Below are 23,162 nucleotides of genomic sequence, written 5' to 3'. Positions count from 1 at the left end.
CCAACCCCCGACCGGACCCGGGCGCAGACGGGCAAGCGCTCACGGATTTCGACATCGTGACCAGGAACGCCGTGGTTCAAGACGGGTTCGGGTAAGGGTGCGCTGAAGCAGGCTTTGAGGACTCAGAGCCTGACGGACTATCCGGTCATTGTTTACCTCCCGCAAGGGCGAGGAAGCGTGATCAAGAGCCTTGAGCAAGCTGGCATTATGGTCACTCGAGACAAGAATGATCTGTTGGATGTCTTGGCTCCATAGTCCAAGACTCGGCATAAGCGCCCGTCACGACAGGAAGATCCATGCGGCCTACTATCGTTCTTCTCAGTCCTCCAGGGGATCATCAGCGCATCCTGGCCCGCCTGCAGCAGGTTGGCGCCTACAGTGAAGGTGAAACCTTCGATCGGCTGGATCGAGGAGAATGTAGATTCGGCGTAGACGCATCCGGCGACGTCCTCGATGAGTTCGATGAAGAAGAAGTGGGTGAGATTCGTCAGAAGATCGGCGAGTTCCAGGCGATCACACTTGAATATTCCGGAGTATCTTGCATTCGTGATCTTCTGGGTGAAGTGATCGATGGGCTGTCAGGAATGCTGGATACGAATTACGGTGAACTCATCGAATACAGAGAGGCTCTAGCGCGGTTTCGGAGGGAACCTCTGTGGGATTGGCGATTCGCGGCTGGCGAATAGTCTCCGCAGGTGGGCGCGGGAAATCGCGAGTGGGGGCAGATTAATGACCTGCCCCCTCTTCCCGTGGCTCGCGACCTTGTTTTCACTCGCCACGCCGTGGTTGCCCCGAGCACCTCACGGGCTCCTGCACGATCCGCGCAACGAGCACCTGGCCTTCGAGGTCTGGTTTGCCGATGTCCGGCTCGACGGACCACACGAACTGCGGGCCCTCGGCCGTGGCATGCGCCCTGACTGGGCCACCATCCTCTCAACTCTGGACACCACCCACACTTCATGGGCCGTGGAGAGTAGCGTTATGAGAATGAATCTGTTGAAGAGGCAGATGTACAGCCGGGCCAACTTCGACCTCTTGCGGCGACGCATACTCCATTCGCCCTGATCGCCTAGCGAACCCCCAAATCAGCGACCGGCAAGTGAGACTGAACCACTTTTCAGCCGCCGCCGACGGGACTAGGACTTGTCCGGTCGATCAGATGCGAAGTCAGATCACGAAGGCCGCAGCGAGTCCGTGCCCTGACGTCCGCTCCGCAACGCGATCATTCTGCGGGGCCAATGTCATTGCAGGTCACTACAGTTGCTCCGCCGACCGTGACCATGCGGCCGGATCCGTTCTCGAAGGAGTTCCTACATGCGTATACGAAGACGTGCGGCAGGTGTCGCTCTGGTCCTGGCGGCCGCGTCGTTCAATCTGCTCGGTGCCCCCGGCACGGCAGCGGCACAGACCCGGGGCGGCACCGTTCTGCCGGTGCGGTCCCACTGGCAGACCCTCGCCGACAGCCGCCATGTGTACGTCAGCGCGCCCGAAGACGACGCGGTGCTGGCCACCGACCACGACGGGCAGGTCGTGAAGAAGGTGGAAGGTCTGGACGGGGCGCGGGGCATGGCCGAGTCCGCCGACGAGTCCACCCTGTACGTTGCGCTCCCGGACGCTGACGCGATCTCCGTCATCGACACCACGACCTTGGCCGAGACGCGGCGCATCTCAACCGGGGCCGACACCGAACCGGAGAGCCTCGCCCTCGCCGGCGACCGGCTGTTCTTCGGCTACCAGGCCACCATCTTCGACGCCGGCATCGGATCGATCGCCATCGCCGAGGCGACCCCGACCGTCCGCCTGGACGACAACCCCGTCTGGTATTTCAAGCCGCGACTCGCCTCGTCGCCGGGTGCGCCGGACCGGCTCGTGGCCGCGGAGAGCCAGAGCGCGCAGGGCATGCGTGTGTACGACGTGGGCTCTGGCACGCTTCGGGAGACCGCTTACAGCGACGCGCTCGGCGCTGTCGAGGATATGGTGGTGACGCCGGATGGCAGCAGTGTGATCACCGCGATCGGCTCCAACTACTACCACCAGCGCTGGCGCCTGTCGGACCTGACGCAGGAGGCCCAGTACGACACCGGCCCCTACCCCAACTCCGTCGCTGTCGACTCCCACGGCACGGTCGCCGCGGGGATCGTGGCGGGAGGGCAGTGGGACGCCTACGTCTACCGCCCGGGAGAGACCACGGCATACCGCACGGTCGCGTTGTCGCCGGGGTACGCGGATCTGCTCGACCGAGGCGTGGCCTGGGCGCCCGACGGCAACAGGCTGTTCACCACCCGCTTCCCCTACTCGCACGAGGTCGTTCTCGACATCGTCACCGATGTCGCCAAGGCATCCAGCACGATCAATCTGTCCGCCCCGCCGACGAACCCCGTCGGCACACCGGTCACCGTGACGGGGAAACTGACCTCGCTGGTCCCCTTTCCTGAGCACAGAGCGGTCACGGTGACACGCGACGGCGTGGAGCTGCCGGATGCGAAGGTCGGACGGGACGGCACCTTCAGCTTCAGTGACACCCCGCCTGACTGGAACACCTATCCCCAGTACACGGTCACCTACGCGGGCGACGCCCGGCATGTGCTCGGCACGGCGACTGTCATGGTCGAATTCGTCGGCTGACCAGGCCGGACACCCCCGCTGGAACTCAACCCGCTGAATATGCCGCACACCGTGCGGATCGAGGCCGGGCGGCGGCGCATGGGACGTGCCCCGGGCGGTCAGGTTCGGAGCCGGGTACCGAGTGCTGCGGCGGTGACGGTGCCGAGGAAGAGGTGACCGCGCTTGTTGTAGCGGGTGGTGACGGCTTTGGCGTAGCGCTCGTCGTCGAAGCCTGGCGGCCGTCCACAGCGTGAGACTTTTCGTAGGCGGGTGTGCCCTTGCCGGAAATCTCATCCGTGCAGGTCACGTTGCATGTCGGTATGCGTGGAGGATGCCTCCGAAGAGATCGTGCCGATGTATGTTGAGGCGGGCTATTGTGTCCGGCTCGTCGATCGGCAGGGGCAAGGGGGAGCGGTCTGGCGTTGGCGATGCCGGTACCTGGTTTTCTGTCGGCTGCTGGGCTGCTTTCTTTTGCTGGGCCGATCGACCGCCGCGAACAATGCCGGGATCCTCGTGCTTCGGCATGAGGTCGCTGTGCTGCGTCGGAAGGTAGAGCGGCCGAGGCTCTCAACCCGCGCAGAGTGCACCGACCGACTCCTGATCACCGGTGAACGCCACCTGCGTACGGTCCTCAACCAGTATGCGGAGCACGACAACACGGGACGGGCCCACCGAAGCCATGGCCTTCGAGTCCCCGACGACGACTCGAAGGTCATCCCCCTGCCCGCTGCCGCGGTCAGGCGTCGCCAGGTACTTGGCGGACTGCTCAGCGCGTACCACACCACGGCGCCCCGGCCGCCTCACCATCCACAGGAAACGCCCAGCTCAGCAGCCTCAATGGAATATTGACACCCTTCAGGCATGGCGGCGCGCGATGAGGGTGCGGTGCCAACGCAGCACCGTGTCGGGGCGTACAAGCAGCCGTAATCTTCGCAGGACGTGCAGTGGCAGCCGGTGCAGCAGCGCCGCCAGGAATGCTCGATCGCTCGGCGTGAACCGAACCTTGTCCTTGCCGAGTTGGCGTTCCAGCACGGTGATCTGGTGGCGCAGGGCGAGGATCTCGGCGTCCTTGTCCCGGTCGGGCATCGGCAGCAGGCGAAGCATCGCGAACGCGTTCGACACACCCAGGTAAGCCAGTCGCGGCAGCACGATCGATCATCATGACGCGCTGACGACAGCTGCGCGAGAGCGCCAACTCACGTGACGGTGGCCAGATTTCGGGAAGCACGATGCACCGGCTCCCACCAGGACGGATGAGGTTTCCGGCAAGGCCATGTGGAGACCGTCTTCCTCAGACGTCTCTACGTCTTCTTCGTCATGGAGATCGCCACGCGGCGCGTCCATGTCCTGGGCGTCACCGCCCGCCCGACCGGTGCATGGGTCACGCAACTCGCCCGCAATCTGCTCATGGACCTCGAGGGCAGAGCCGGGTGCTTCCGGTTCCTCATCCGGGACCGGGACAGCAAGTTCACCGCGGCATTCGAGGCCGTCTTCGTCGGCAACGGCACTGCCGTCATCCCTACTCCGCCGCAAGGCCCACGGTCCAACGCCTACGCGGAACGATGGATACGCACAGCCCGCACCGAGTGCACCGACCGACTCCTCATCACCGGTGAACGACACCTGCGGATGGTCCTCGACCAGTACGCCGAGCACTACAACGCCGGACGAGCCCACCGCGGCCTGGACCTACGTGCCCCAGACGACGACCCGAACGTCATCCCCCTGCCCGCCGCCACGGTCAGGCGCCGTCAGGTACTCGGCGGACTGCTCAACGACTACCACCCGACGCCCCCCGGCCGCCTTACCGTCCGCAGGAAACACCCAGCTCAGCAGCCTGATCGGAATATTGACACCCTTCAAGATTCCTTGATCGCCGCCCACCCCTGTAATCAACTCCGTTTGTTTCATTGACATTTCACTCAGAAGTCATACGTTGGGAGCGCTCCCATGGCGCCTTTCAACTGGAAGGAGTTCCCCCCACATGCGCAAACAGAGCCCTTTAACCGGGCGTTCCCGGTCGGCCCTCCGTCGGCCTCTCCAGGCGCTCGCCATGCTGTTCGCCGTGGTTGTCGGCGCACTGACCTGGTCGGCCCCCGCCCAGGCTCACGGCTCCGTCGTCGGCCCCGCCTCCCGCGCGTACCACTGCTGGGAAAGGTGGGGTAACGACCACATGAACCCGGCCATGCAGACCGAAGACCCCATGTGTTGGCAGGCCTTCCAGGCCAACCCCGACACCATGTGGAACTGGATGAGCGCACTCCGTGACGGCCTCGGTGGCCAGTTCCAGTCGCAGACCCCCAACGGGACGCTCTGCAGCAACAACCTCTCGAGGAACGCCAGTCTGAACAAGCCCGGGCAGTGGAAGACGACCACCGTCGGCAACAACTTCTCGGTTCACGTGCACGACCAGGCGTCCCACGGTGCCGACTACTTCACGGCCTACGTGAGCAAGCAGGGCTTCGACCCCAAGACCCAGACCCTGGGCTGGGGCAACCTCGACTTCATCACGCAGACCGGCCGCTTCGGCCCGGCGACGGACTACACGTTCAACGTCAGCACCTCCGGCTACACCGGACACCACATCCTGTTCGTGATCTGGCAGGCCTCGCACCTCGACCAGGCCTACATGTGGTGCAGCGACGTGAACTTCGGCTGAGCAGGGGAGCGCCGCACACGGCACCGGTCTCTGCCGGGCGCCGGTACCCGCCGCCCGGCTGGCCGAGCTCCGGTGGGGCAGGGGACCCATTTGGCCACCCTGCCCCGCCGGGGCTCCCTTCGCTCCTGGTGTGAATGCGCCCGATCGCACGGCAGTCGCACGGGCCGACTCCCCACCATCCCATCGTACGACTCCAGCACTCAACGGCCATTGAGACTCCCAGACGGTAGATGCGGCGACCTTGATCCCCAGCGCTGCGAGTTCGCCGTGGATCCGGCGATATCCCCATGAGGCGTTCTCTCTGGCCAGGCGCAGGACCAGGGCGCGGATCGAGCGGATGGTGCGTGGGCGTCCGCGTCGCCTGGGTGCGCAGGTTGCGGCATGGCGTCGCCTGAGCAGGTCGCGATGCCAGCGCAAGACTGTGTCGGGGCGGACCAGCAGCAGAAGGCGCCGCAATCTGTCTTTGGGGAGGTGGTGGAGCAGGCCGGCGAGGATGGCGCGGTCAGTGTCGGTGAAGGTCGGCTTGCCGACCTGGCGTTGCAGGACCAGCAGTTGTGCCGGAGTACGAGGATCTCGACGTCCTTGTCTCTGTCGCTCATCGGCAGGAGGCGTAGGAACGCCAGGGCGTTGGTCGCGGCGAGGTAGGCCAGGCGCAGTAGCACGACAGATCATGATGCCGCCGGGGCCTTGCACAAGTGAAGACGCTGTGACGAGCGTCGGCCAAAGTCGAAGACCTCTGATCAAGCTCTCACCTGCGTGGATGAATTACCGGCACCTTGCAGAGTCGACGGCCCGGTGGCGTCAGCGGTACGGAAGTGGAGCCGGGAACAGATTTGCCTGAAAGCTTCAGGTAATTGCATGATGGCCTTCGCTGAGGCGGAGGAGCACATCATGGCCCGAGCAGGACTGAACCTGGACAGACTGGCCCAGGTCGGCGCCGAACTGGCCGACGAGGTCGGCTTCGACCAGGTGACCCCGTCGGCCCTCGCCCGGCATGTCGGCGTGAAGGTCCAGAGTCTGTACGCCCATGTGGCGAACGCGCAGGATCTGAAGACCCGTATCTGCCTGCTTGCCCTGGAGGAGATGGCCGACCGGGCCGCCGACGCGGCGGCGGGGCGCTCCGGAAGGGACGCCCTGGCCGCACTCACTGCCGTGTACCGCGACTACGCCCGGCAGCACCCGGGCCGGTATCAAGCCGCCCGCTTCCATCTCGACTCGCAGACCGCGGCCTCCAGCGCCGCGGTGCGGCACTCGCAGATGATGCGGGCCGTCCTGCGCGGCTACGGCCTGCCCGAGCCCGAGCAGACCCATGCGGTCCGCCTGCTCGGGGCCGTCCTCCATGGCTTCACCGACCTGGAGCTCGCCGGATCCTACGCCCACAGCAGCCCCGATCCCGGCGAGTCGTGGACCTGGACCATCGATTCCCTCGACCGTCTTCTCCGTACCTGGTCCACCGCCTGACCGCTGCTCCCATCCCCCGCCGGGGGTGGGCAGGGCTCACAGATCGTTAGGGAAGCAATGACAAGAACGAACGTCCGGCGCACGGTTACCACTGGTGCCGTTGTCACCACCGCAGTCGCGGCGACCGTCGCTGTCGGCCTCGGGGCCTCGGCGGCGCAGACCACGGGCAAGCCCGCCGCCCCGGGTCGTCGCTTCCTGGAGCACCCGGCCCGCGAGCCCTGTACCGGGCCGAGAACCAGGAGCTCTTCGGTCTTCGCCAAGCAGAGCAGTGACGGATGTGATGCACCAGCGCAGCAGCTCGCCCACCCTGCTCGCCGTCGTGCTCGGGTGAGTGCGCAAGAACAGCACAACGCACGTCAGGAGGAAATTGATATGTCCGTTACTGCCCCGCCTTTCCGTTCGTTCGTGGATGACATCCTGGATTCGCTCGGGGCCGCCCCCGCACACGAGGCGCTGGTTCACCAAGGCCGACGGATCACCGCCGGGCAACTCCGCGACCTGGTCCACCGGTTGGCACACGCACTGCGCGCCCGGGGCCTTGGGCGCGGGCAGACCGTGACGCTGCTCAGCGGCAATCTCCCCGAGGCCCTGGCCGCCCGCTATGCCGCCAACCTGGTCGGCTGCCAGGTCAACCACCTCTACAACAAGCTCTCCGCCGACGCCCAGGCCGCCATCGTGCGCGACGTGGAGACCCAGGCGCTGATCGTCGATCCCGCTTACGCCGAGCAGGCCGCCGAGGTCATCGCCCAGGCCCCGGTACCGCACGTCCTGACGCTCGGCGTCAGCAAGCTGGGCACCGACCTGCTGGAGCTGGCCGCCGCCGAGTCCGCTGAGCCGATATCGGGCCTGGCCCGTCCCGGGGACATCTGTTCCATCCGCCACACCGGCGGCACCACCGGCCACCCCAAGGGCATCTGCACCAGCTTCGAGAGAGCCGGCCGGATGCCCCGCACGCCCGGCGGGGAAGAGGCCGCCCCGCCCCGGCAGTTGGTGGCCACCACCCTCGCGCACGGTGCCGGGCTGATCGCTGACCACCTGCTGGCCGAAGGCGGCACCGTGGTCCTGCTGGAGGCCTTCGACCCGGGCCAGGTGCTCGCGGCGATCGAACGCGAGCGCATCACCCACCTCTACTTGCTGCCGCCGCTGCTGTACCGGCTCGTGGATCACCCGGACGCGGGCCGTACCGACACCTCAAGCCTGCGTCAGCTGATGTACGGCGGCTGCCAGGCGTCCCCGGCCCGCATCGCCGACGCGATACGCCGCTTCGGCCCCGTCCTCCTGCAGGGCTACGGCCAGACCGAGTCCGGCAGCATCAGCGTCCTCGGGCCCCAGGACCACGACCCGGACCGCCCCGAACGGCTGCGCTCCGCGGGCAGGGTCCTCGACGGCGTCGAGGTGGCCATCCGCGACACGGACGGCCACGACCTGCCCCACGGCGAACACGGCGAGATCTGCGTCCGCTCCCAGCACGTCATGCAGGGCTACTGGAAGCAGCCCGAACTCACAGCCGAGGTACTGCGGGACGGCTGGCTGCACACCGGCGACGTCGGATTCCTGGACAACGAGGGCTACTTGACCATCGTCGACCGGATCAAGGACATGATCGTCGTGGTCGGAGGCCACGTCTACACCACCGAACTGGAGGACCTCCTCAACTCCCACCCCCAGGTACTGCAGAGCGCGGTCTTCGGCGTGCGCGACAGCGACCGGACGGAACAGGTGCACGCGGTGGTGGTGCGGGCCCCCGAGGCCGAGGTGGACGCAGGCGAACTGCGGGCCCTGGTCCGCAAACAGCGCGGAGCGATGTACGAACCGGCGCGCATCACCTTCGCCGAACAACTGCCGCTGACGGACGCAGGCAAGCCGGACAAGAAGCTGCTGCGGACGCGCGCCGCACGGGCATAACGAGGCCGGCCCGCTCTCCATCGAGGAACAGGCTTTCGTCCTGGGCCGTCAGTGGCCCCAGCCGGGACGCAGCACCGATGACTTTGTGGCCGCCGAGGCGGTGGCAGCCATCACCCGCATCACCAACGGCAACTTCCGCCTGACCACCCGCCTCGTCGACCAGATCGAACGCGTCCTGGAGATCAACGAGATGACCGCCGTCACCAAGGAAGTCGTCGAGGCCGCCCGCTAGAACCTCGTCATCGGCGCCATGTGACCCTCACTCACGAGCGCCGCCGCACGCCCTTGACGGTAGGGCCATGCGACGGAGCTCCGGCCGTTCCACAACCCGTCTCCCGCACCGGCAGAACCACAACCGAGGACATGTCAAATACGGCTGAGTATCCACACCACCAACCCTAAAAGGTCACAGCCGGAGACGTCGCCCGACCCGCGATTTGGCGGTTCAGCAGGCGCGGAATCTCACCGCCGACCTGGGCATACGCATACAGGCCCTGCGCGGCGAGGCGTTCGATGCCGTCTTTCGGGCCGAGGAGATGAAGATCATCAACAGTGCGCCACAGGCTCCCCGCATACACGCGGACTGCGAACGCATCATCGGCAGCATTCGACGCGAAGCCTTCGACCACGTCCTCATCGCGAACGAGGCCCACGCCCGCCACGTTCTCGCGGCCTACGAGCGGCACTACAACGAGCACCGACCCACCAAGCGCGCAATCAGTTACCACCCGACGCCCCTGAACAACCTGCCGTGGCGCATGACCTCACCACTCACAAAGTCCTGCGTACCCGGATCCTCGGCGGCCTCCTCAGCCGCTATGCCGCCTGATCAGCCGCGATGGCTTTTCGAGCGGCACAGCGTCGCGAACGCGTTTGTCACACTCAGGTACGCCAGTCCCAGCAGCGCGGTCGATCATCATGACGCGCTGACAGTGACTGTGCGACAGGCTGGCTCGAGCGCCTGCGGCCAAGATCTCGGGAACCTGATGAACCGGCCCTCATCAGGGTGGATGAGATTTCCGGCAAGGACAGTGCTCAGGTTCCTCTTCGAGTGGCACGCGCGCCGCTTGGCAGCGGGGTCGTCCTGGGCAGTGAAGTCAGTGGTCCGCTGTGCCTGCTTCGGTGACCCACTTCATGGGCTGGCCTGTTATGGCGGCGATCATGTCGTAGTCCTGGTCGTAGTGCAGCACGGTCACCGCATGTCGTTCGGCTGCTGCGGCGATCAGCAGGTCGGGCATGGACAGTGCGCGGTGGTTGCCTTTGGTGATGGCCTGTCGCTGGATGTCTTTGGCCCGGTCCCACACTTCGTCGGGCATCGGCAGGTAGTCGAAGCCGGACAGGAACCAGTGCAGGCGCTTCGCGTCGTTGTCGTTGCGTGCGGAGTACATCACCTCCATCTCGACCGGTCCGCACACAGCTAGTACGCCATCCTCGTGGAGTGGGTCGAGGACTTCGGCCACGTTCGGCTTGCGCCATCGCTGGAGGGCGGAGTTGTCGATCAGGAAGCGCTCACTCACGCCACGTTCCTGCTGTCGGGCTCCGTCCGGCTGTCGTAGGTCAGGTCCAGGTCACCGGACTTGATCGCGTCGATGCCCTCCTGTCGCAGCCGACGCTTGACAGCTTCCTCCATGGCCATGCGCACAGCCTTGGCCTTTGTCTTCACGCCGTACAGGCGCATGGCGTGTTCCACCATCTCATCGTCGAGATCGATCATGGTGCGAGACATCGAAAACTCCTCTCGTCGGGGACGGCGGCCTTCAAAATGATATCAGTATGAGGCGTTGAAGTGGTGTCGTTTGAGGGTCGATGGTCGTGCGGGTGTCGCTGCGGCCTGGACGTATGAATTGCTGGCACTCACGGTGTTCGTTGGGTGCGCCGCACTCCGTGCATCGTCCAGGGGTTCGGTTTCCTCGACTCCTGCTCGGGGAGCGCGTGGGATGACTTCCGCGAGGTGCTGAGGATGGTGGGCGGGTGTGATTTCAAGCTGGTGATGTCGGAAGAGGGGCGATCGGATTCGGGGCGGCTACATGTTCCCCCCGGGGGTGTTGTGTGGCGTGAAGGTGTGCGGTTCATGACGGAGTCCGGGTCGTTGGATGGTCATGGTGTTGGCGTGAAGCGTTGTGGTGGCAGGAGGGGTGTGTTCGGGAGTCGGGCTTTGGGGGCGGTGTTCTCTTGCTCTGTACGGCGGTGTACGACTTCAAGGTGGTCTGCTACAGACCGATACCGACCGTTGCGGAGAGTTGCCACGCCGCTGGGGGTCAAGGGGTCGCAGGTTCAAATCCTGTCGTCCCGACGGTGCAGAGGGTCTTCGCAGGTCAACACCTGTGAGGGCCCTCTTTTCGCGCTCCTGTTTCCGGCGTCGAGGTCGAGCACGCCGCTCACCGACACCTTGACTCGGAGGGTCTCTCTCCATGCCGCTTCTGGACCTCGACAAGATCACCGCAGGGCTCCCCAAAACCTGGGAGGGTTTCCTGCGCGACTGGGACCGCTCCCTGCGGGCGGGCAACTACCCGGAGACCACCCGCTACAACTATCTCCTCGCCGCCGCCCAGCTCGCCCGTTACCTGAACGAGAACGCGACGCCCGACCTCGGGGCGGAGGACGCGGCCGAGGACCCCACCGAGGTCACCCGCGCCCACATCGAAGCCTTCCAGGGCTGGATGATCGAGACCCGGTCGGCATCGACCGCGCTGAACAAGCACAAGGGACTTCAGCAGTTCTTCAAGTGGCTGATGCTGGACGAGGAGGAGATCGACCGCTCCCCGATGGACCGCGTCCGCCAGCCCAAGACCGTGAAGAAACTGATCCCGGTCATCCGGGACGACGACACCAAGAAGGTGCTGGCCGCCTGCAAGGGCAAGGCGTTCCTCCAGCTGCGGGACGAGGCCATCATCCGCCTCTACTACAACACCGGCGCCCGCCTGTCCGAGGTCGGCAACCTCACCCTGGAGGACATCGACCTGACCACCGACTCGGTGCACTACCACGGCAAGGGCAGCCGCGACCGCCGCGTGCGGTTCGGCCCGAAGACGGCCCGGGCGGTGAGCCGGTATCTGCGGGCACGGGCGAAGCACAAGGGCGCCGAGCTGCCGGATCTGTGGCTGGCCGACCGCGGCGGGCGACGGCTGGCGCCCAACGGCATCAAGATCATGATCAAGCGCCGCGGCCTGTCCGCCGGGGTGAAGGGCGTGCATGCCCACCGGTGGCGGCACAACTTCGCCCACGAGTGGAAACGGGCAGGCGGGGACTCCGGTGACCTGATGCTGCTGATGGGCTGGATCTCCGAAGACATGCCCCGCCACTACGGCGCCAGCGCGGCCGCCGAGCGCGCCCAGGAGACCCACCAGCGGATGGGAATCGGCGAGAATGTCTGAACCCGTCACCTACAACATGGGCCCTGACGGAACATCGGACGGCGCGGCCACGGTGCGGGCGGTGACCGGCATGATGGCGGCCGTCGTCAGCCTGACCTTCCTCTTCGGCTTCGGCAACGTATGGAACCTGGCGCTGCGGCTGGGCGTCCCGGCATGGGTGGCCCCGCTGGTCGCCCCGGCGGTCGACCTGTCCATCCTCGGCCTGCTGCTCGGTATCCGGTACCTCGCCCTGCACGGTGCACCGGTGGAGCAGTTGCGTCCGGCCCGGCGGCTGCTGGTGCTCTCCAGCAGCATGACCCTGGCCTTGAACACCGCCGACCCACTGATCGCGGGAGACCTGGGCAAGGCCGCCTTCGACGCGGTCGGCCCCGTCCTTCTGATCGGATGGGCCGAGGTCGGACCCGGACTCCTCCACGCACTCGCCACCAGCCAACCCAGGCCGGCACCACGCCCATCCGCGACGCCGCAGACGACGTTTCTCCCCGATGGCAGCATTGCGCACATCAAGTTCAAGTGAGGATGATCCGATGGAATCGGATGCTTGCGAGGCACTGACCGGCCTGATTCGCTGGGAATCATCGCTGGATGGCCTGATCGACGCTGCCAACCGATGCGATCTGCGCGAGGGACCTTGTGTACGTCTGAATCGTGATGCCGTAAGAGATGTTCTGCAGCGGTGTATTTCCGGAGAGCTAGACGTTCTCGAATTGCCGCGATGGGCTGGAGCGGTTCACATGCTGGATCGTGTCGAGATCGATGAAGCGGACGTTGAGATGCTCAGTCAATTCCTCTTCGAGGCGTCGAGTCCTGAACTGTTCGAGCCGATCAATGTGGACCTGTGCAAGCGATGGATCAGCCGAATGGGGAATGCTTAGCAATCTGCTCACGCAAAAGTCTGGAGGCCGGGGCGGAGGGGATTCCGGCCTCCAGGCGCTTGACAGTAATGGTGAGGCAACGTCAGTGCGTGTTTCTGTCTGGCGAGCTGTAGCGCGTACGGTGGAGAGTTTGGGCCTGTGCCTGGGTGTGGCTTCGGGCGTATACTGTACATATGCGACGCTCGGTCACGGTGCCAGCTTTCAGGCAACTCGGGGCGCAGGGGCCGAAAAAGGTGGACTCCTTTGCTCGGCTGATTGTGCGTCAGTGTGACCTGGGAGAACGGACCGAGGCACGCCGCTGTCCTCCAGGTATGGCCTGCATCGTCATGCCCATGGGAGGGGCATGTGGGCAAAGCAACACTCAGGGCCCGGAACCGTCACCCCCTGTGCTATTCCGGTCGAAGTCGTCGTCGAAGGGGGTCGCGGGCGCGTCGAAGCGACGTAACAGTTCTTCCGCCGTTTCGTTGCGACCTTGGGTGACGAGGATTTCGGCGATCTGCCGGGTGAGGATTCCGCGCCGGACATCGCCAGCATCCAGCCCCATTCCCTGGAGAAACGCGTCGAAGTGGTCTGCCGTGGAGCCTGTCTGCCCCAGCGGCTGGTCGGCTGTTCCAAGGCTGTCTGCTTCTTCAGGTTCCGCGTCTTCGGTATTCGGCGGTGAGAGGAGATGCAGGAGGCGCTCAGGAACGTCGGTGTCATTGGCCGCTGAGGTCAGCTGGGCGAGGAGGCCAAGGTCCTCCACTGCCTTGTGCACCTGATCGTCGTTCTTGGCCAGCCACCAGACGACGGCGCTGCCGGTGTCCTTGAGTACGTCGTCGCCCAGGTATTCGCGTTTGCTCTGCTCGTACTTCCTCTGGTGCTCCCAGACGGCCTTGTCCTTGCGTACCGAGGCAAGACTGTCCAGACGTTCCTGATCTTGTTCGGAGAGAGTGAGGGTGATGGCCTCGGCCATGGCTTGGAGGTGTCCCGTGGGCTCGGGTTGCATCCTGCTCAGCGCACCGCTGAGTTCGTGCTGGATGAACGAGGCCCAACCGGGTTCGCGATCCTTGGTTATCGCGCGGGCGCGCTTGAGAACTGCTTCGACCGCCAGCCCGGCAGGGTTGACGATCGGTTCTTCCGCTGGCTTTCCCGTCGGGCACCAGCGGACGGTTGCAGAGAACAGGAAGTCGTAGTCCTCCCAAGCGCTCGGTAGTGAGACATGCGAGATCTGTTCCTCCCTGCGTTCTACGGGTACGGGAGGGAGGTAGGGCGTCAGCTCGGGGGGTAAGGTCCGACGGCGGATGCCTGCGATCTTCGTGATCAGCAGAGGAACGCCGAGGAGCAGGGCAACCAGTGCGGCCCAGGCCCACCATGGCCAGTTCCCGCATATGGCGACGATGGTGAGCAGCAGGCCACAGAGGACGGTGAGGAAGACGGTCACTGTCTTGGCGCCGGATGTCATGATGTTGTTTCCTCGGAAGTGTGTCGTGGTGGCGGCTGCCGTATGCCCTGAGCTGTGGAGATCTTCCGGAGGAGAAGATCGGTGAGGGCAGAGCCGTGTTTTCTGCCACCGGGAGCCGTGGGCTCTGCCCTTCGTGCGGTGGCGTACAGGGCTCCGAACACTTCTCCTCGACCGGCTGCTCCGCTGACCAGGACGTCGAGGAGTGGGTCTGTGTGGTGCTCGTCGGAGCATGCCGTGTGCAGCCAGTTCCGCACATGCTTGTCCCATGCGGATAACGGGAGCCTGCCGAACACCATGCCCCATCCCGCGATCAGCTGATCACGGACGACGGTTTCATCGAGGAGGGAGCGGGCACGTCCGCCCACGTCCGTCAGGGCTGCGGGATCAGAAGTCTCCAGGAAGAGGTCAATATCTGCTGGCCAGGAGGTGGGCCTGCTGACGAGCCGGTGCAGCATGCGTCGGCGCAAGCGGTGGTCCTCCTGCATCAGTCGGCCCAGAGCATCACGTGCGCGAGTGATGCGGCGCTCCCGCCTGGTCAGGTGATGGAGGCGGACCAGCGCCTGGTCCGGGTGTTGCACCGCGATCACTTCGGCGCATACCTCCACGAGGACCTGCGCGAGTGGTTCGCCAAGCCGGTCGTTTCTGGACCAGTCATAGACCTTGTCCCGGAAGGAGCGGCCGTGCCGTTCGTCGAGAAGACCGCGCTCCAGTGCCTGTGCGGCTGCCCGCAACCGCCGCGCGGTGGTGGGCACCGCGGTCCACTGCTCCGCGAGTGATGCCAACTCCTCACACTGGCCGGTGCGCAAGTACTGGTCCGACAGGCGCTGTACCACGTGGCAGCGGTCGTCCGGGGACAGCACCGGGCCGGTGAGCTCTACGGCCCGCCCTACCCAGGTACCCAGGTGCTCGCGGAGGTCGGGCCTGTGGTCCCAGAAATGGGTTCGGACCGCGGCGTCGTACTCGAGTTCCTTGAAGCGCACCGCCCCATGCTGGGTGAGTCCGGCGGACACTTCTTCCAGCCGCATGGCCAGGTCCGCGTGTTCCAGCAGCGGGCGGTCGTCCTTGGGATGGTCGACGGCACGCAGCAGGAGGGTGGTGGCGCTGTGTACGGCATCGGCGTGGGCTCCGTGCAGCATGGCCGTGGTCAGCAGCAGTGCCCGCTGCGGTCCTCCGGTCATGGCGGCGACATGCTTCGCGACCTGCGGACCTCGGTCGGCCATGGCTGCACGGGCGCTTTGGCACCAGTCGATGAAGCTGTCCTCGGCTCGAGCGGCTGCCTGTGCCCGCACGATCAAGCTGGCGAATTCGGCGATTTCCCTCATCGGTCGTGGTGTGTCCAGGAAGTCGGACACGGCCGGAACCGAACGGACCCGGTCGGCCTGCGGAAGGCCGTCTTGGCGTAGGTGGCGCAGCAGCACCTCCATGCCTCGCGGGCGAAAAATCTCCACGCGATGCCGATCGAGCTCCACCGGCAAGCGGTCCGTCCGACGCAAGGGCAGGACGACCACGAGGTGAGCGCGGTGGTCGAGTACCGTCTTGCGGAAGGACGGAAGTTCCTCCAGCACTTCCGTCCATCGCGGTTCGTCCGCCGACGCCAGGTCCAGCAGTATTCGGTCCTCATCCCCGACCAGGTAGGGATCGAGGAGGGATTCGCCCTCCTCATCGGGCAGCAGCTTGTGGAATGACCCGACATCGCGGCGTAGCTCGTGGAGAAGGACGCTGGCCGCTGACGTTCTCCCGCTACCGGGGGCGCCATCCAGCAGCACGGTGCTGGTCTCGGCCAGCGTTCGGCGTGCCTTGCCGAATCCGCTCGGATGGACGAACCGCTGCCAGACCCACAGAAGTTGGTCTTCGGCGAGGAGCCGTGGGCTGCGGCCTTGGCGGCCCTTCGTGAACTCTTCGAAGATGAGGTTGATCTGGTCTCCCAGGCCACTGTGGACCGGGCCGCGTGGGTCGTGGATCCGTGATTCGGAGGAATCGCTCACCGGTCGTCGTCCTCGCGCCGGGGGCCATCACCGAAGCGCTGGTGAATGCCTCCCTGATTGTCCCCTTCGAAATACGTCATACCGTCGCCGGAGAAGTGCCGCTCGCCGGAGATGTGGCGGGAGTTGTTGTAGATGTCGCCTTTCCCCGTGTGAACCGGGCCCGAGCTGTCTTTGATCACGGTGCCCACATCCCCGGTGATGTCCCGGCTCTGTACCACTGGGCCGTTGACCTCCCCCGTCGCATTGCTCACCGCGCCGGCACCGGGGGAGGGCCGGTCGCGGCGCTCGTGTGCCTTGAGCGATGGCACCATGTCGGCGACCACGTCGCCGAGGCGCCTGAGATCCGCCACCGCGTTCTGCATGTCCAGCCGGACGGATTGCACCTCAGCGAGCCGCTCCAGCTCGGGTGGAAGATCGGCTCCATTCAGCCGTTCCGTCTTCCGTCCCTCGAGTACGGGGACGACCGGAACTCCGCAGTCGAACGCCTCGAGGATTTCCCTGCGGACCCAGTCGTCCGGCCGACGCAGCTCGGCGAAAAGTGTCCACGCCGGCCCGATCACAGCCAGCAACAGAGTGCTGCGCCGTACGCTTCGGAGTAACTCCTCGGGGTAGCGCGTGCCGGGTGCGATGGATTCCGAGGCGCGAAATGCGCTGTTCTCCCCGAAGCGGTATGACAGTTCCCTCTTGATCAGGGCAGCCGTCTTCTCCCCGTCGCCCGTACGGTAGTTGATGAATACCTCGGCCATGGTGGCCCCTTTCTCATGGGGTGATGAGACGTAAGGAAGTGCCGAGCTGCGGTGCCAGTGCGCGGACCGATGGATTGCGTGGGTGGCGGCCCAGAGTGTGTGCGAGACGGCGCAGGTCGGCTGAGATGGTCGCGGAACTCACCGCGACGGCACCGCCGAGCAATTGGGCTGTCAGGTCACAGGCTTGCTCGATGTCACCAGCTGCCGCATGCGCGAGAGCGCGGCGCACCCCGTAGCGGATGTGAGTGCGCAGAGCGTGTGGGGGAACTTGCGCCAGCTGTTGGTCGAGGGTCTCGGCTGCCTCGCGTGGACGCCCCAGGTCGTAAAGACACCAGCCTGTGATCATGCCTACCGGATCGGGTAGATGCATGGTTCCGATGACGGGTGTGCCGGAGTCCGGGGTATGGCGGTCGAGTAGCTCGCGGGCTATGTCCAGGGTGCGCAGACATGCGTCCCGGTCGCCGGCGATGGCATGTCCCTGGGCTTCACGCTGGGCGGCAAGCCCTCGAATGCGTGGGGGAAGGCTGCTGTCCTGGGCCTGCCGGGCCAGCGCGATGGTCTCCTTCGCGTCCTCGCGGTACAGCGTGATCAGGGCCCGGCGCACCAGGGCGTACCCGGCCAGATGCTGGTCACCACCAGCGGCGGCCAGGTCGACGGCACGCTGTGTCCACCACAACGCGGCCCGTTCGTTGCCGGACTCCTGTACCAGCCAACCGACGTACTCCGCATACCGGGAGCCGAGCGCGAGCAACTGACGGCGGGTCCGAGGATCGGCGTGGGCGGATGTCTCCCGCAATGTGTGCGTCTGCGCGATGAGACCGGGGAGGAGGAACCCCGGACCGACCGTCTGGCCGAGGCGCCGATAGTGGTCGAACAGCGAACGGGACACCTGCAGCACCTGTGCGCCACCCGGTGTGGCCACGGCCTCCGAACCGCCCGCGCCCAGACCCATCAGCGAGGCGGCGCCCACGCTCACCACCTGCCTGCGGGGCACGGGCTTGAACCAGCTCCCGCCGTCAGTGGACAGCTGCATCAGCCATACCTCCTCGTCGAAACCATCTGGCTCCTCAGTCCGGGCGTCGGTGGACGGGTCCGGCAGCAGTGCCACAAGCGCGCCCCCGGCCTCCAGGGCGGCATCGCACAGACGAGCAAGGTCACGACTGGGAGCCTTGACCCCACGCTCGACCTTGCTCAGCTGCCCTTTGCTGTAATGGACCCGCACGGCCAGTTCCGTGAGGGTCAGGCCGGCATCGAGGCGTCGCTGCCGGAGTTCTTGCGCGAACGGAATGGACGGCATATTCACACGCACCTCCGTACCGTCCGTCCGGCGAGCGTGGATGCCGCACCACAGACTGCGGCAGCGCTCATCGGACGGACAAGGCGAACACGGGTGTTTCCCGTTTCCTCTTCTGGAGGCAAGCGGAAGCGGTCCGGCCTGTCGAGATGGCACCGGTGACTGGGTGGGCTTGCCTGCGCGTCCTCCGCGGGTGAGGGCACTTGCCCATGGCTCGATGTAGCAGCCCGGCCGAGCCCCGTCTGCCGCTTGAAAAGTCATCGCTGCAAGGTCATGTCATATGTCTGTACCGGTTGATGAGGCCTTCGAGTAGCCGCCGGGTGCTGTGTTCGGACGGCTTCCTGAAGGGCAGCCCATGAACAGCGCCACGTTGGTGAGCAGGACAATGACGGACTGCGTCCGGCGGACGTGGCGGCGAGTCAGCCCGTGTCTGCTTGCCGAACATCCTGTGGGTGCAGGAGGCGTTCCCTCAGACGAGGCGTCATGCCCGCAGATTTATCGGCACACGTCGGCTGGCGACGGGACGGTCGGCCAGGCACCGCTCAAAGAGGAGATCAGCCACACATGCCGTTTCGTCCATACCAGGGTGTTCCCGCTCGCCCAGCCACGGCTCCCAAATCAGCGACAGACCCAGAAAAGCCTGCAATGCCTACTTTCCGGCACCCCCACAGTGCGTCGCTCACGCTGCCGAACCGGCCACGAATTCTGGATACGCCCCCGCCATGTTCGCCGCTCAGCTGCAACGTTGTTGGTGCATACAGGAACGGTCGCAATCGGGTCAGATCATGGCGGATCTGCGCCGCAACCCCGGATAAACGTCACAAGAGTCACGTCTGGCCTGTGACTTAAGGGTAGATCGCCCCAGTTCGCGGTCCTTGCCCGTCAGTGGCCATCGTAGAAATGTTCCCGATGTAATAGTTCGATGAATTCGACCTATCAGCCCGCCCCGCGACCTGAGGCGGGCGGAGGGGGACATGTAACGTTGTCTGGGTTATCCAGAACAAGACGCAGACTGTCCATAGTTTTAGGAACTGTGCTGCTGACCACTAGCGGCGCGGCCATAGCGATCGTCCCGACGGCGGACGCCACCCCGTCGGTAACCGGCAAGGCGTCTGACCGCGCCGCGGACCCGAGTGAGGCCGAGGTCCGCGCAGCCGATTTCGAGTGGGCGGTCAAGCACAGCAAGGGCGGCATCCCCTGGGCCCTGACTCAGGCGAAGAACACGGGGAAGAAGACGCTCGTCCCCGACGAGACCACGGCGACATCCATCACCTACGCGAACCCCGACGGCACGCTCACCTCCGAGCTCACCTCCGGCCCGGCCCGAATCCAGCAAGACGGTCGGTGGGTGGACGTGGATGCCAGGCTGACGACGGCCGCGGACGGCAGAGTGAAGGCGAAAGCGCACCCGAATGGGCTGGAGCTCAGTGGCGGGGGCGGCTCACCCGCGAAGTCGTTGAAGGCCGCAGATGAGGCCACGGCCCGCGACCTGGTCACTCTGGGCGAGGGCAAGGAGCGGGTCATCCTGCAGTGGAAGGGCGGCCTGCCCAAACCCGACCTGGATGGCACCCGCGCCACTTACAGAAATGCGCTGCCCGGCGCTGATGTGATCGTCGAGGCCACCCGCACCGGCTTCGAGCAGTACGTGAAGCTGGACCAGCGCCCCACCGACGCCTACAGCTACACGATGCCGCTGAAAGCCAAGGGCTTGAAAGCCGCTGCGCGGACGGACGGCTCCGTTCTCTTCACCGACGCGAAGACGGGCGCCGAGCGGGCCGTAATGCCCGCTCCGATGATGTGGGACGCGTCCGTGGACAAGGTATCGGGCAAGCATGAGAACCGGCACCCGGTGAACATGAAGGTGGTCGACAAGGGCAACGGCGACGTCGACCTCGTCGTCACCCCCGACAGGGCGTGGCTGGCCGACCCGGCCACCCAGTATCCGGTCACCGTCGACCCCTCGACGGCGAACCTGACAAACGTCTTCGATACCTACGTTCAGCAGGGCGAGACCGGGGACCTGTCCACCGACGTCGAGCTGGACTTCGGCAACCCGGGCACCACCAACAGCGATGGCACGCCGCGTACTGCCAGGTCGTTCATCACCTGGAACACCGCGGCGTTCAAGGATGCCCCGGTCACGAACGCGGGCGTCAGCCTGTGGAACTTCCACTCCGGCAACGACGACTGCAAGGCGTACGAGTGGACCATCTGGGACACCACCGCCTCCTCCACCGCCTCGCGGTGGACGAAACAGCCGACATGGCAACAGCAGTACCACTCCTCCACCCAGACCAAGGGCAACCCTGCCTGCACCGCCGCCCCGGATGGCTGGATCAGCGCGGACGTCACCACTCTGGTGCAGAGTTGGTCCTCTGCTCTGGATGGCAAGGGTCACATGGGGCTGCGCGCGGCCACGGACGACGTCAAGGCATGGAAGCGTGTCAACTCCGCTAGCGCCACGTCCACCCGCCGAAGCTGAACGTCACCTGGAACTACCGCCCGGGGGACGGCACCGCGCAGCAGGCCGGCCCGCCCTTCAAGTCCTACGCTGGGTTGTGGGCCGTGAACAGCACCACCCCCACCCTGCGGGACAAGTTCTCGGATGCGGACGGCGACACCGTCAACGGCACCTTCCAGGTCTACGACGCGGCGACGAACAAGCCCATCACCACCCCGGCCGGAGAGGGCCTGATCGTCTCCGAGTTCGTCAAGCCCGGCGAGTGGGCGAGCGTGAAGGTGCCGGCCGGGCAACTGGTCGACGGCAAGACGTACAAGTTCCGCACGAACGCCTACGACGGCACCCACTACAACCTGAACTTCTCACCGTGGCGGGAGTTCGTCGTGGACGCTACCGCCCCCGGTGTGCCGAAGAGCGTCGTGTCGGAAACGTACCCGGAGAACCTGCCGGGCGGTGCCGTGAGAAAGCAGGGTCGGTTCGATGTCGATACCGGCGTCGATGACGCCCGCGATGTGGAGTACCGGATCGGGCTGGCCGACACCGACGACGACGGTAACAGCGGTAACACCAGCACTGATGGGTGGCAGCGCACCCCGACGACCAACAACGGCTTCGCCGCCAAGGCCTCGTTCTACGCCGCCCCTGCCGAGGATGGCAACCATCAGGCGGAGGTGCGGTCAGTAGACCGGGCCGACAACACGGGCGCGACTCGCGTCTACGGCTTCGCGTCGCCGAGGCGCACCGACACGGGCCGCGCCAAGAAGATCGATATCAACCTTCCGAAGCCGAACATCGGCGCGACCGCTCCCGGGTATCACGATGAGCCACAGCCCGCGTGGGATTGGGTCACCGTGCAGCAAAACGGCATGGTCAGGGACGGCAAGCCGCAGGTGTACCGCAGCACCGGTCCGAAGAGCCGTGCAACGGTGACATTGACGCCGCTGGCGGAGTTGAAGCGTAGCCCGGAAGAGGTGGCGAGGGCACGGCGGCAGCTGCGGCTGCCCGAATACCCGGACCCGATCATCAAGGGTGGTTGGTGTGACCCGACGCTGGTGAACATCAAGGCGCAGATGACGCGGACCGAGGCGTCTCTGCCGACACAGATGACCTTTGAGGTTACGGATCCGGCGTCCCAGCCGCCGAAGGTGTACCAGCAGATGTTCGACGTGCTGTACATGCTGAAAACCGATCCGGAGAGTAACAAGATCAAGACGTGGATGCAGATCGACCCGAGGGATTGGTCGATCCCCGCACCCAAACTGCCGTTCCCCGGCGGAGCGAACGGGATGATTTTGCTTGATGTCCAGTCGTGGTGCCAGTCCGACGGCTGCGACAAGCAGGCCCAGGATTGGGACTTCTATGGAGGTCGGTCCAGGTGGAGCGGCAACCAGGACCAGCACATCATCACCGGAGTCGCCGACTTCGAGTGGAACGGTAGCGTCAACAACTCCGCTGGGAGCAAGGACAAGGACCTCCCCAGGGAACTTCCACTGCGGTGGTGGATGGACTGGGGTACGACTATTCCGGGTGTCCCTGATCTGACCGGCGAGGACGAGATAGTGTCGCTGCCAACGATGGCCCGCTGCGACAAGGTGATATCTGGCAAGGACCCGGGGTGTGTGCTCCCGTCGTACAGGCCGGGGTACACCATCAACTCCGAGGCGTTCCCGGGTGCGGCGGCGCACATCTGGCTGATCCAGAACAAGCACGCGAAGAAGCTGGGCAAATCCCCGCAGACGCCGTTGCACTATCTGCCGTCCAAGGCGCGCAACGCACCCGGCCAAGAGCCGGAGAACAGGCTGGACAACGGCAAGCCGGGGAACCGTAAGGCGGTGTGCGGGCGCGGGTTCCGTAAGCACAACGACACCGCCACGGTTATGACTCCCAACGGTAATCCCGACGCGATCTCGTGTGACGAGTTCCCGTTCGCGGCGACGTACGAGTCTCCCGGATTTCCCGCGGCCAGCGGCGGTCTGAACCCCGCCAAGAACACCGAGTACGCTTGCCTGGAGTGCGTGCAGACGGTGGTGGCGAAGGGTGACGGCACACGTGAGCACCTGTACAACGACACCACCTACGACGACCCCAAGTGGCCCGCGCTGTGCGGCCGGTCGTCGATGTCGACGTACATCAACACCCAGTCGATGCAGCCATTCGGCATAAGCTTCGCCAAGCAGTTCCGGCTGCTGGACAAAGATGAGTACTGGGTCGACCCGGCCAATGGCCGTTTCGCGGACTGCCACCCGTCCAAGGACGAGATCAAGTGCACGATGAAGTGACCGGTCACCGCACCGCGCAGGTTCGGATGGCCTGACCTGTGCGGTCCGGCAACGCGGGGGCACGCCCACCTGGTGGAC

At 65.5% G+C, this 23,162-nt stretch carries 19 protein-coding genes and 2 pseudogenes; 13 read left to right on the top strand and 8 right to left on the bottom strand.

All coding sequences use genetic code 11. The features are described 5' to 3' along the window. Window positions 1–296 precede the first annotated feature (296 nt). Both ABD329_RS25885 and ABD329_RS25880 read left to right on the top strand, forming a co-directional pair. Window positions 297–686: a hypothetical protein gene (locus ABD329_RS25885; RefSeq protein WP_198275326.1), complete on the top strand. Its 390-nt coding sequence runs from the start codon at window positions 297–299 to the stop codon at window positions 684–686. Window positions 687–1,314: 628 nt separating this feature from the next. Then, entirely contained in the window at window positions 1,315–2,625 is a 1,311-nt protein-coding gene (locus ABD329_RS25880) for a beta-propeller fold lactonase family protein (RefSeq protein WP_198275325.1), read from the top strand. Window positions 2,626–3,459: 834 nt separating this feature from the next. On the opposite strand, the gene ABD329_RS25875 is transcribed toward ABD329_RS25880, so the two are convergent. Continuing rightward, window positions 3,460–3,753, bottom strand: coding sequence for a hypothetical protein (locus ABD329_RS25875; protein ID WP_198275324.1), 294 nt, complete (start codon window positions 3,751–3,753; stop codon window positions 3,460–3,462). Window positions 3,754–3,879: 126 nt separating this feature from the next. Here ABD329_RS25875 and ABD329_RS25870 point away from each other — a divergent pair, with 126 nt between their 5' ends. Then, a complete protein-coding gene (locus tag ABD329_RS25870) occupies window positions 3,880–4,518 on the top strand; it encodes an integrase core domain-containing protein (protein WP_309142606.1) in 639 nt (212 codons plus the stop codon). Window positions 4,519–4,588: 70 nt separating this feature from the next. Further along, on the top strand, window positions 4,589–5,263 hold the full coding sequence (locus tag ABD329_RS25865; protein ID WP_179285571.1) for a lytic polysaccharide monooxygenase auxiliary activity family 9 protein: 675 nt from the start codon (window positions 4,589–4,591) through the stop codon (window positions 5,261–5,263). 216 nt (window positions 5,264–5,479) lie between these two features. On the opposite strand, the pseudogene ABD329_RS25860 reads toward ABD329_RS25865, so the two are convergent. Beyond that, window positions 5,480–5,925 (bottom strand): annotated as a pseudogene (locus ABD329_RS25860) (integrase); the annotation flags it as partial. 229 nt (window positions 5,926–6,154) lie between these two features. Between ABD329_RS25860 and ABD329_RS25855 the strand changes: the two are divergent. From ABD329_RS25855 to ABD329_RS25840, 4 genes and pseudogenes are all read left to right on the top strand, one after another. Next, a complete protein-coding gene (locus tag ABD329_RS25855) occupies window positions 6,155–6,724 on the top strand; it encodes a TetR/AcrR family transcriptional regulator (RefSeq protein ID WP_198275323.1) in 570 nt (189 codons plus the stop codon). Between the two features lie 372 nt (window positions 6,725–7,096). After that, window positions 7,097–8,629, top strand: coding sequence for an AMP-binding protein (locus ABD329_RS25850; protein ID WP_198275322.1), 1,533 nt, complete (start codon window positions 7,097–7,099; stop codon window positions 8,627–8,629). A gap of 85 nt (window positions 8,630–8,714) precedes the next feature. Beyond that, complete coding sequence (locus ABD329_RS25845; protein WP_198275321.1) at window positions 8,715–8,861, top strand: hypothetical protein; 147 nt, start codon at window positions 8,715–8,717, stop codon at window positions 8,859–8,861. 304 nt (window positions 8,862–9,165) lie between these two features. Continuing rightward, window positions 9,166–9,273: pseudogene (locus ABD329_RS25840) on the top strand (integrase core domain-containing protein); the annotation flags it as partial. A 453-nt stretch (window positions 9,274–9,726) separates the two neighbouring features. On the opposite strand, the gene ABD329_RS25835 reads toward ABD329_RS25840, so the two are convergent. Together ABD329_RS25835 and ABD329_RS25830 are read right to left on the bottom strand one after the other, a co-directional pair. Then, window positions 9,727–10,146, bottom strand: coding sequence for a PIN domain nuclease (locus ABD329_RS25835; protein ID WP_198275245.1), 420 nt, complete (start codon window positions 10,144–10,146; stop codon window positions 9,727–9,729). Then, on the bottom strand, window positions 10,143–10,355 hold the full coding sequence (locus ABD329_RS25830; protein ID WP_014059306.1) for a type II toxin-antitoxin system VapB family antitoxin: 213 nt from the start codon (window positions 10,353–10,355) through the stop codon (window positions 10,143–10,145). The genes ABD329_RS25835 and ABD329_RS25830 overlap by 4 nt, the downstream gene beginning before the upstream one ends. A 685-nt stretch (window positions 10,356–11,040) precedes the next feature. Between ABD329_RS25830 and ABD329_RS25825 the strand changes: the two genes are divergently transcribed. Genes ABD329_RS25825 through ABD329_RS25815 form a run of 3 tightly spaced genes read left to right on the top strand, consistent with a single transcriptional unit; the run spans window position 11,041 to window position 12,878 of the window. After that, complete coding sequence (locus ABD329_RS25825; protein ID WP_198275320.1) at window positions 11,041–12,003, top strand: tyrosine-type recombinase/integrase; 963 nt, start codon at window positions 11,041–11,043, stop codon at window positions 12,001–12,003. Next, window positions 11,996–12,520 (top strand): hypothetical protein, encoded by a 525-nt coding sequence (locus tag ABD329_RS25820; protein WP_198275319.1) that lies wholly within the window; start codon window positions 11,996–11,998, stop codon window positions 12,518–12,520. Before ABD329_RS25825 ends, ABD329_RS25820 begins: the two co-directional genes overlap by 8 nt. Further along, window positions 12,489–12,878, top strand: a complete 390-nt coding sequence (locus tag ABD329_RS25815; RefSeq protein ID WP_198275343.1) for a hypothetical protein — start codon at window positions 12,489–12,491, stop codon at window positions 12,876–12,878. The genes ABD329_RS25820 and ABD329_RS25815 overlap by 32 nt, the downstream gene beginning before the upstream one ends. A 361-nt stretch (window positions 12,879–13,239) precedes the next feature. Here ABD329_RS25815 and ABD329_RS25810 read toward each other — a convergent pair whose 3' ends face one another. Genes ABD329_RS25810 through ABD329_RS25795 form a run of 4 tightly spaced genes read right to left on the bottom strand, consistent with a single transcriptional unit; the run spans window position 13,240 to window position 18,347 of the window. Continuing rightward, on the bottom strand, window positions 13,240–14,319 hold the full coding sequence (locus ABD329_RS25810) for a hypothetical protein (protein ID WP_246618178.1): 1,080 nt from the start codon (window positions 14,317–14,319) through the stop codon (window positions 13,240–13,242). After that, complete coding sequence (locus ABD329_RS25805; protein WP_198275318.1) at window positions 14,316–16,304, bottom strand: hypothetical protein; 1,989 nt, start codon at window positions 16,302–16,304, stop codon at window positions 14,316–14,318. The genes ABD329_RS25810 and ABD329_RS25805 overlap by 4 nt, the downstream gene beginning before the upstream one ends. Next, on the bottom strand, window positions 16,301–17,050 hold the full coding sequence (locus ABD329_RS25800; RefSeq protein ID WP_198275317.1) for a toll/interleukin-1 receptor domain-containing protein: 750 nt from the start codon (window positions 17,048–17,050) through the stop codon (window positions 16,301–16,303). The genes ABD329_RS25805 and ABD329_RS25800 overlap by 4 nt, the downstream gene beginning before the upstream one ends. 13 nt (window positions 17,051–17,063) lie before the next feature. Next, window positions 17,064–18,347 carry a helix-turn-helix domain-containing protein gene (locus ABD329_RS25795; protein ID WP_198275341.1) on the bottom strand — a complete coding sequence of 428 codons (1,284 nt, stop codon included), beginning with the start codon at window positions 18,345–18,347 and terminating at the stop codon, window positions 17,064–17,066. Between the two features lie 1,030 nt (window positions 18,348–19,377). Here ABD329_RS25795 and ABD329_RS25790 point away from each other — a divergent pair. Then, complete coding sequence (locus tag ABD329_RS25790; protein WP_344316967.1) at window positions 19,378–20,826, top strand: hypothetical protein; 1,449 nt, start codon at window positions 19,378–19,380, stop codon at window positions 20,824–20,826. A gap of 83 nt (window positions 20,827–20,909) precedes the next feature. Further along, a complete protein-coding gene (locus ABD329_RS25785; RefSeq protein WP_246618176.1) occupies window positions 20,910–23,084 on the top strand; it encodes a hypothetical protein in 2,175 nt (724 codons plus the stop codon). The last annotated feature ends 78 nt before the right edge of the window (window positions 23,085–23,162 follow it).

It is taken from the genome of Streptomyces javensis, from assembly GCF_039525925.1.
Taxonomy (GTDB): Bacteria; Actinomycetota; Actinomycetes; order Streptomycetales; family Streptomycetaceae; genus Streptomyces; species Streptomyces asiaticus.
Note: the sequence above shows the minus strand (reverse complement) of the source record. Positions and strands in the feature narration are given on the sequence as shown.

Coding starts and splice junctions, on each gene's coding strand:
- ABD329_RS25885 (WP_198275326.1), top strand. CDS start 297: ATGCGGCCTACTATCGTTCTTCTCAGTCCTCCAGGGGATCATCAGCGC.
- ABD329_RS25880 (WP_198275325.1), top strand. CDS start 1,315: ATGCGTATACGAAGACGTGCGGCAGGTGTCGCTCTGGTCCTGGCGGCC.
- ABD329_RS25865 (WP_179285571.1), top strand. CDS start 4,589: ATGCGCAAACAGAGCCCTTTAACCGGGCGTTCCCGGTCGGCCCTCCGT.
- ABD329_RS25855 (WP_198275323.1), top strand. CDS start 6,155: ATGGCCCGAGCAGGACTGAACCTGGACAGACTGGCCCAGGTCGGCGCC.
- ABD329_RS25850 (WP_198275322.1), top strand. CDS start 7,097: ATGTCCGTTACTGCCCCGCCTTTCCGTTCGTTCGTGGATGACATCCTG.
- ABD329_RS25830 (WP_014059306.1), bottom strand. CDS start 10,355: ATGTCTCGCACCATGATCGATCTCGACGATGAGATGGTGGAACACGCC.
- ABD329_RS25825 (WP_198275320.1), top strand. CDS start 11,041: ATGCCGCTTCTGGACCTCGACAAGATCACCGCAGGGCTCCCCAAAACC.
- ABD329_RS25820 (WP_198275319.1), top strand. CDS start 11,996: ATGTCTGAACCCGTCACCTACAACATGGGCCCTGACGGAACATCGGAC.
- ABD329_RS25815 (WP_198275343.1), top strand. CDS start 12,489: ATGGCAGCATTGCGCACATCAAGTTCAAGTGAGGATGATCCGATGGAA.
- ABD329_RS25810 (WP_246618178.1), bottom strand. CDS start 14,319: ATGACATCCGGCGCCAAGACAGTGACCGTCTTCCTCACCGTCCTCTGT.
- ABD329_RS25800 (WP_198275317.1), bottom strand. CDS start 17,050: ATGGCCGAGGTATTCATCAACTACCGTACGGGCGACGGGGAGAAGACG.
- ABD329_RS25795 (WP_198275341.1), bottom strand. CDS start 18,347: ATGCCGTCCATTCCGTTCGCGCAAGAACTCCGGCAGCGACGCCTCGAT.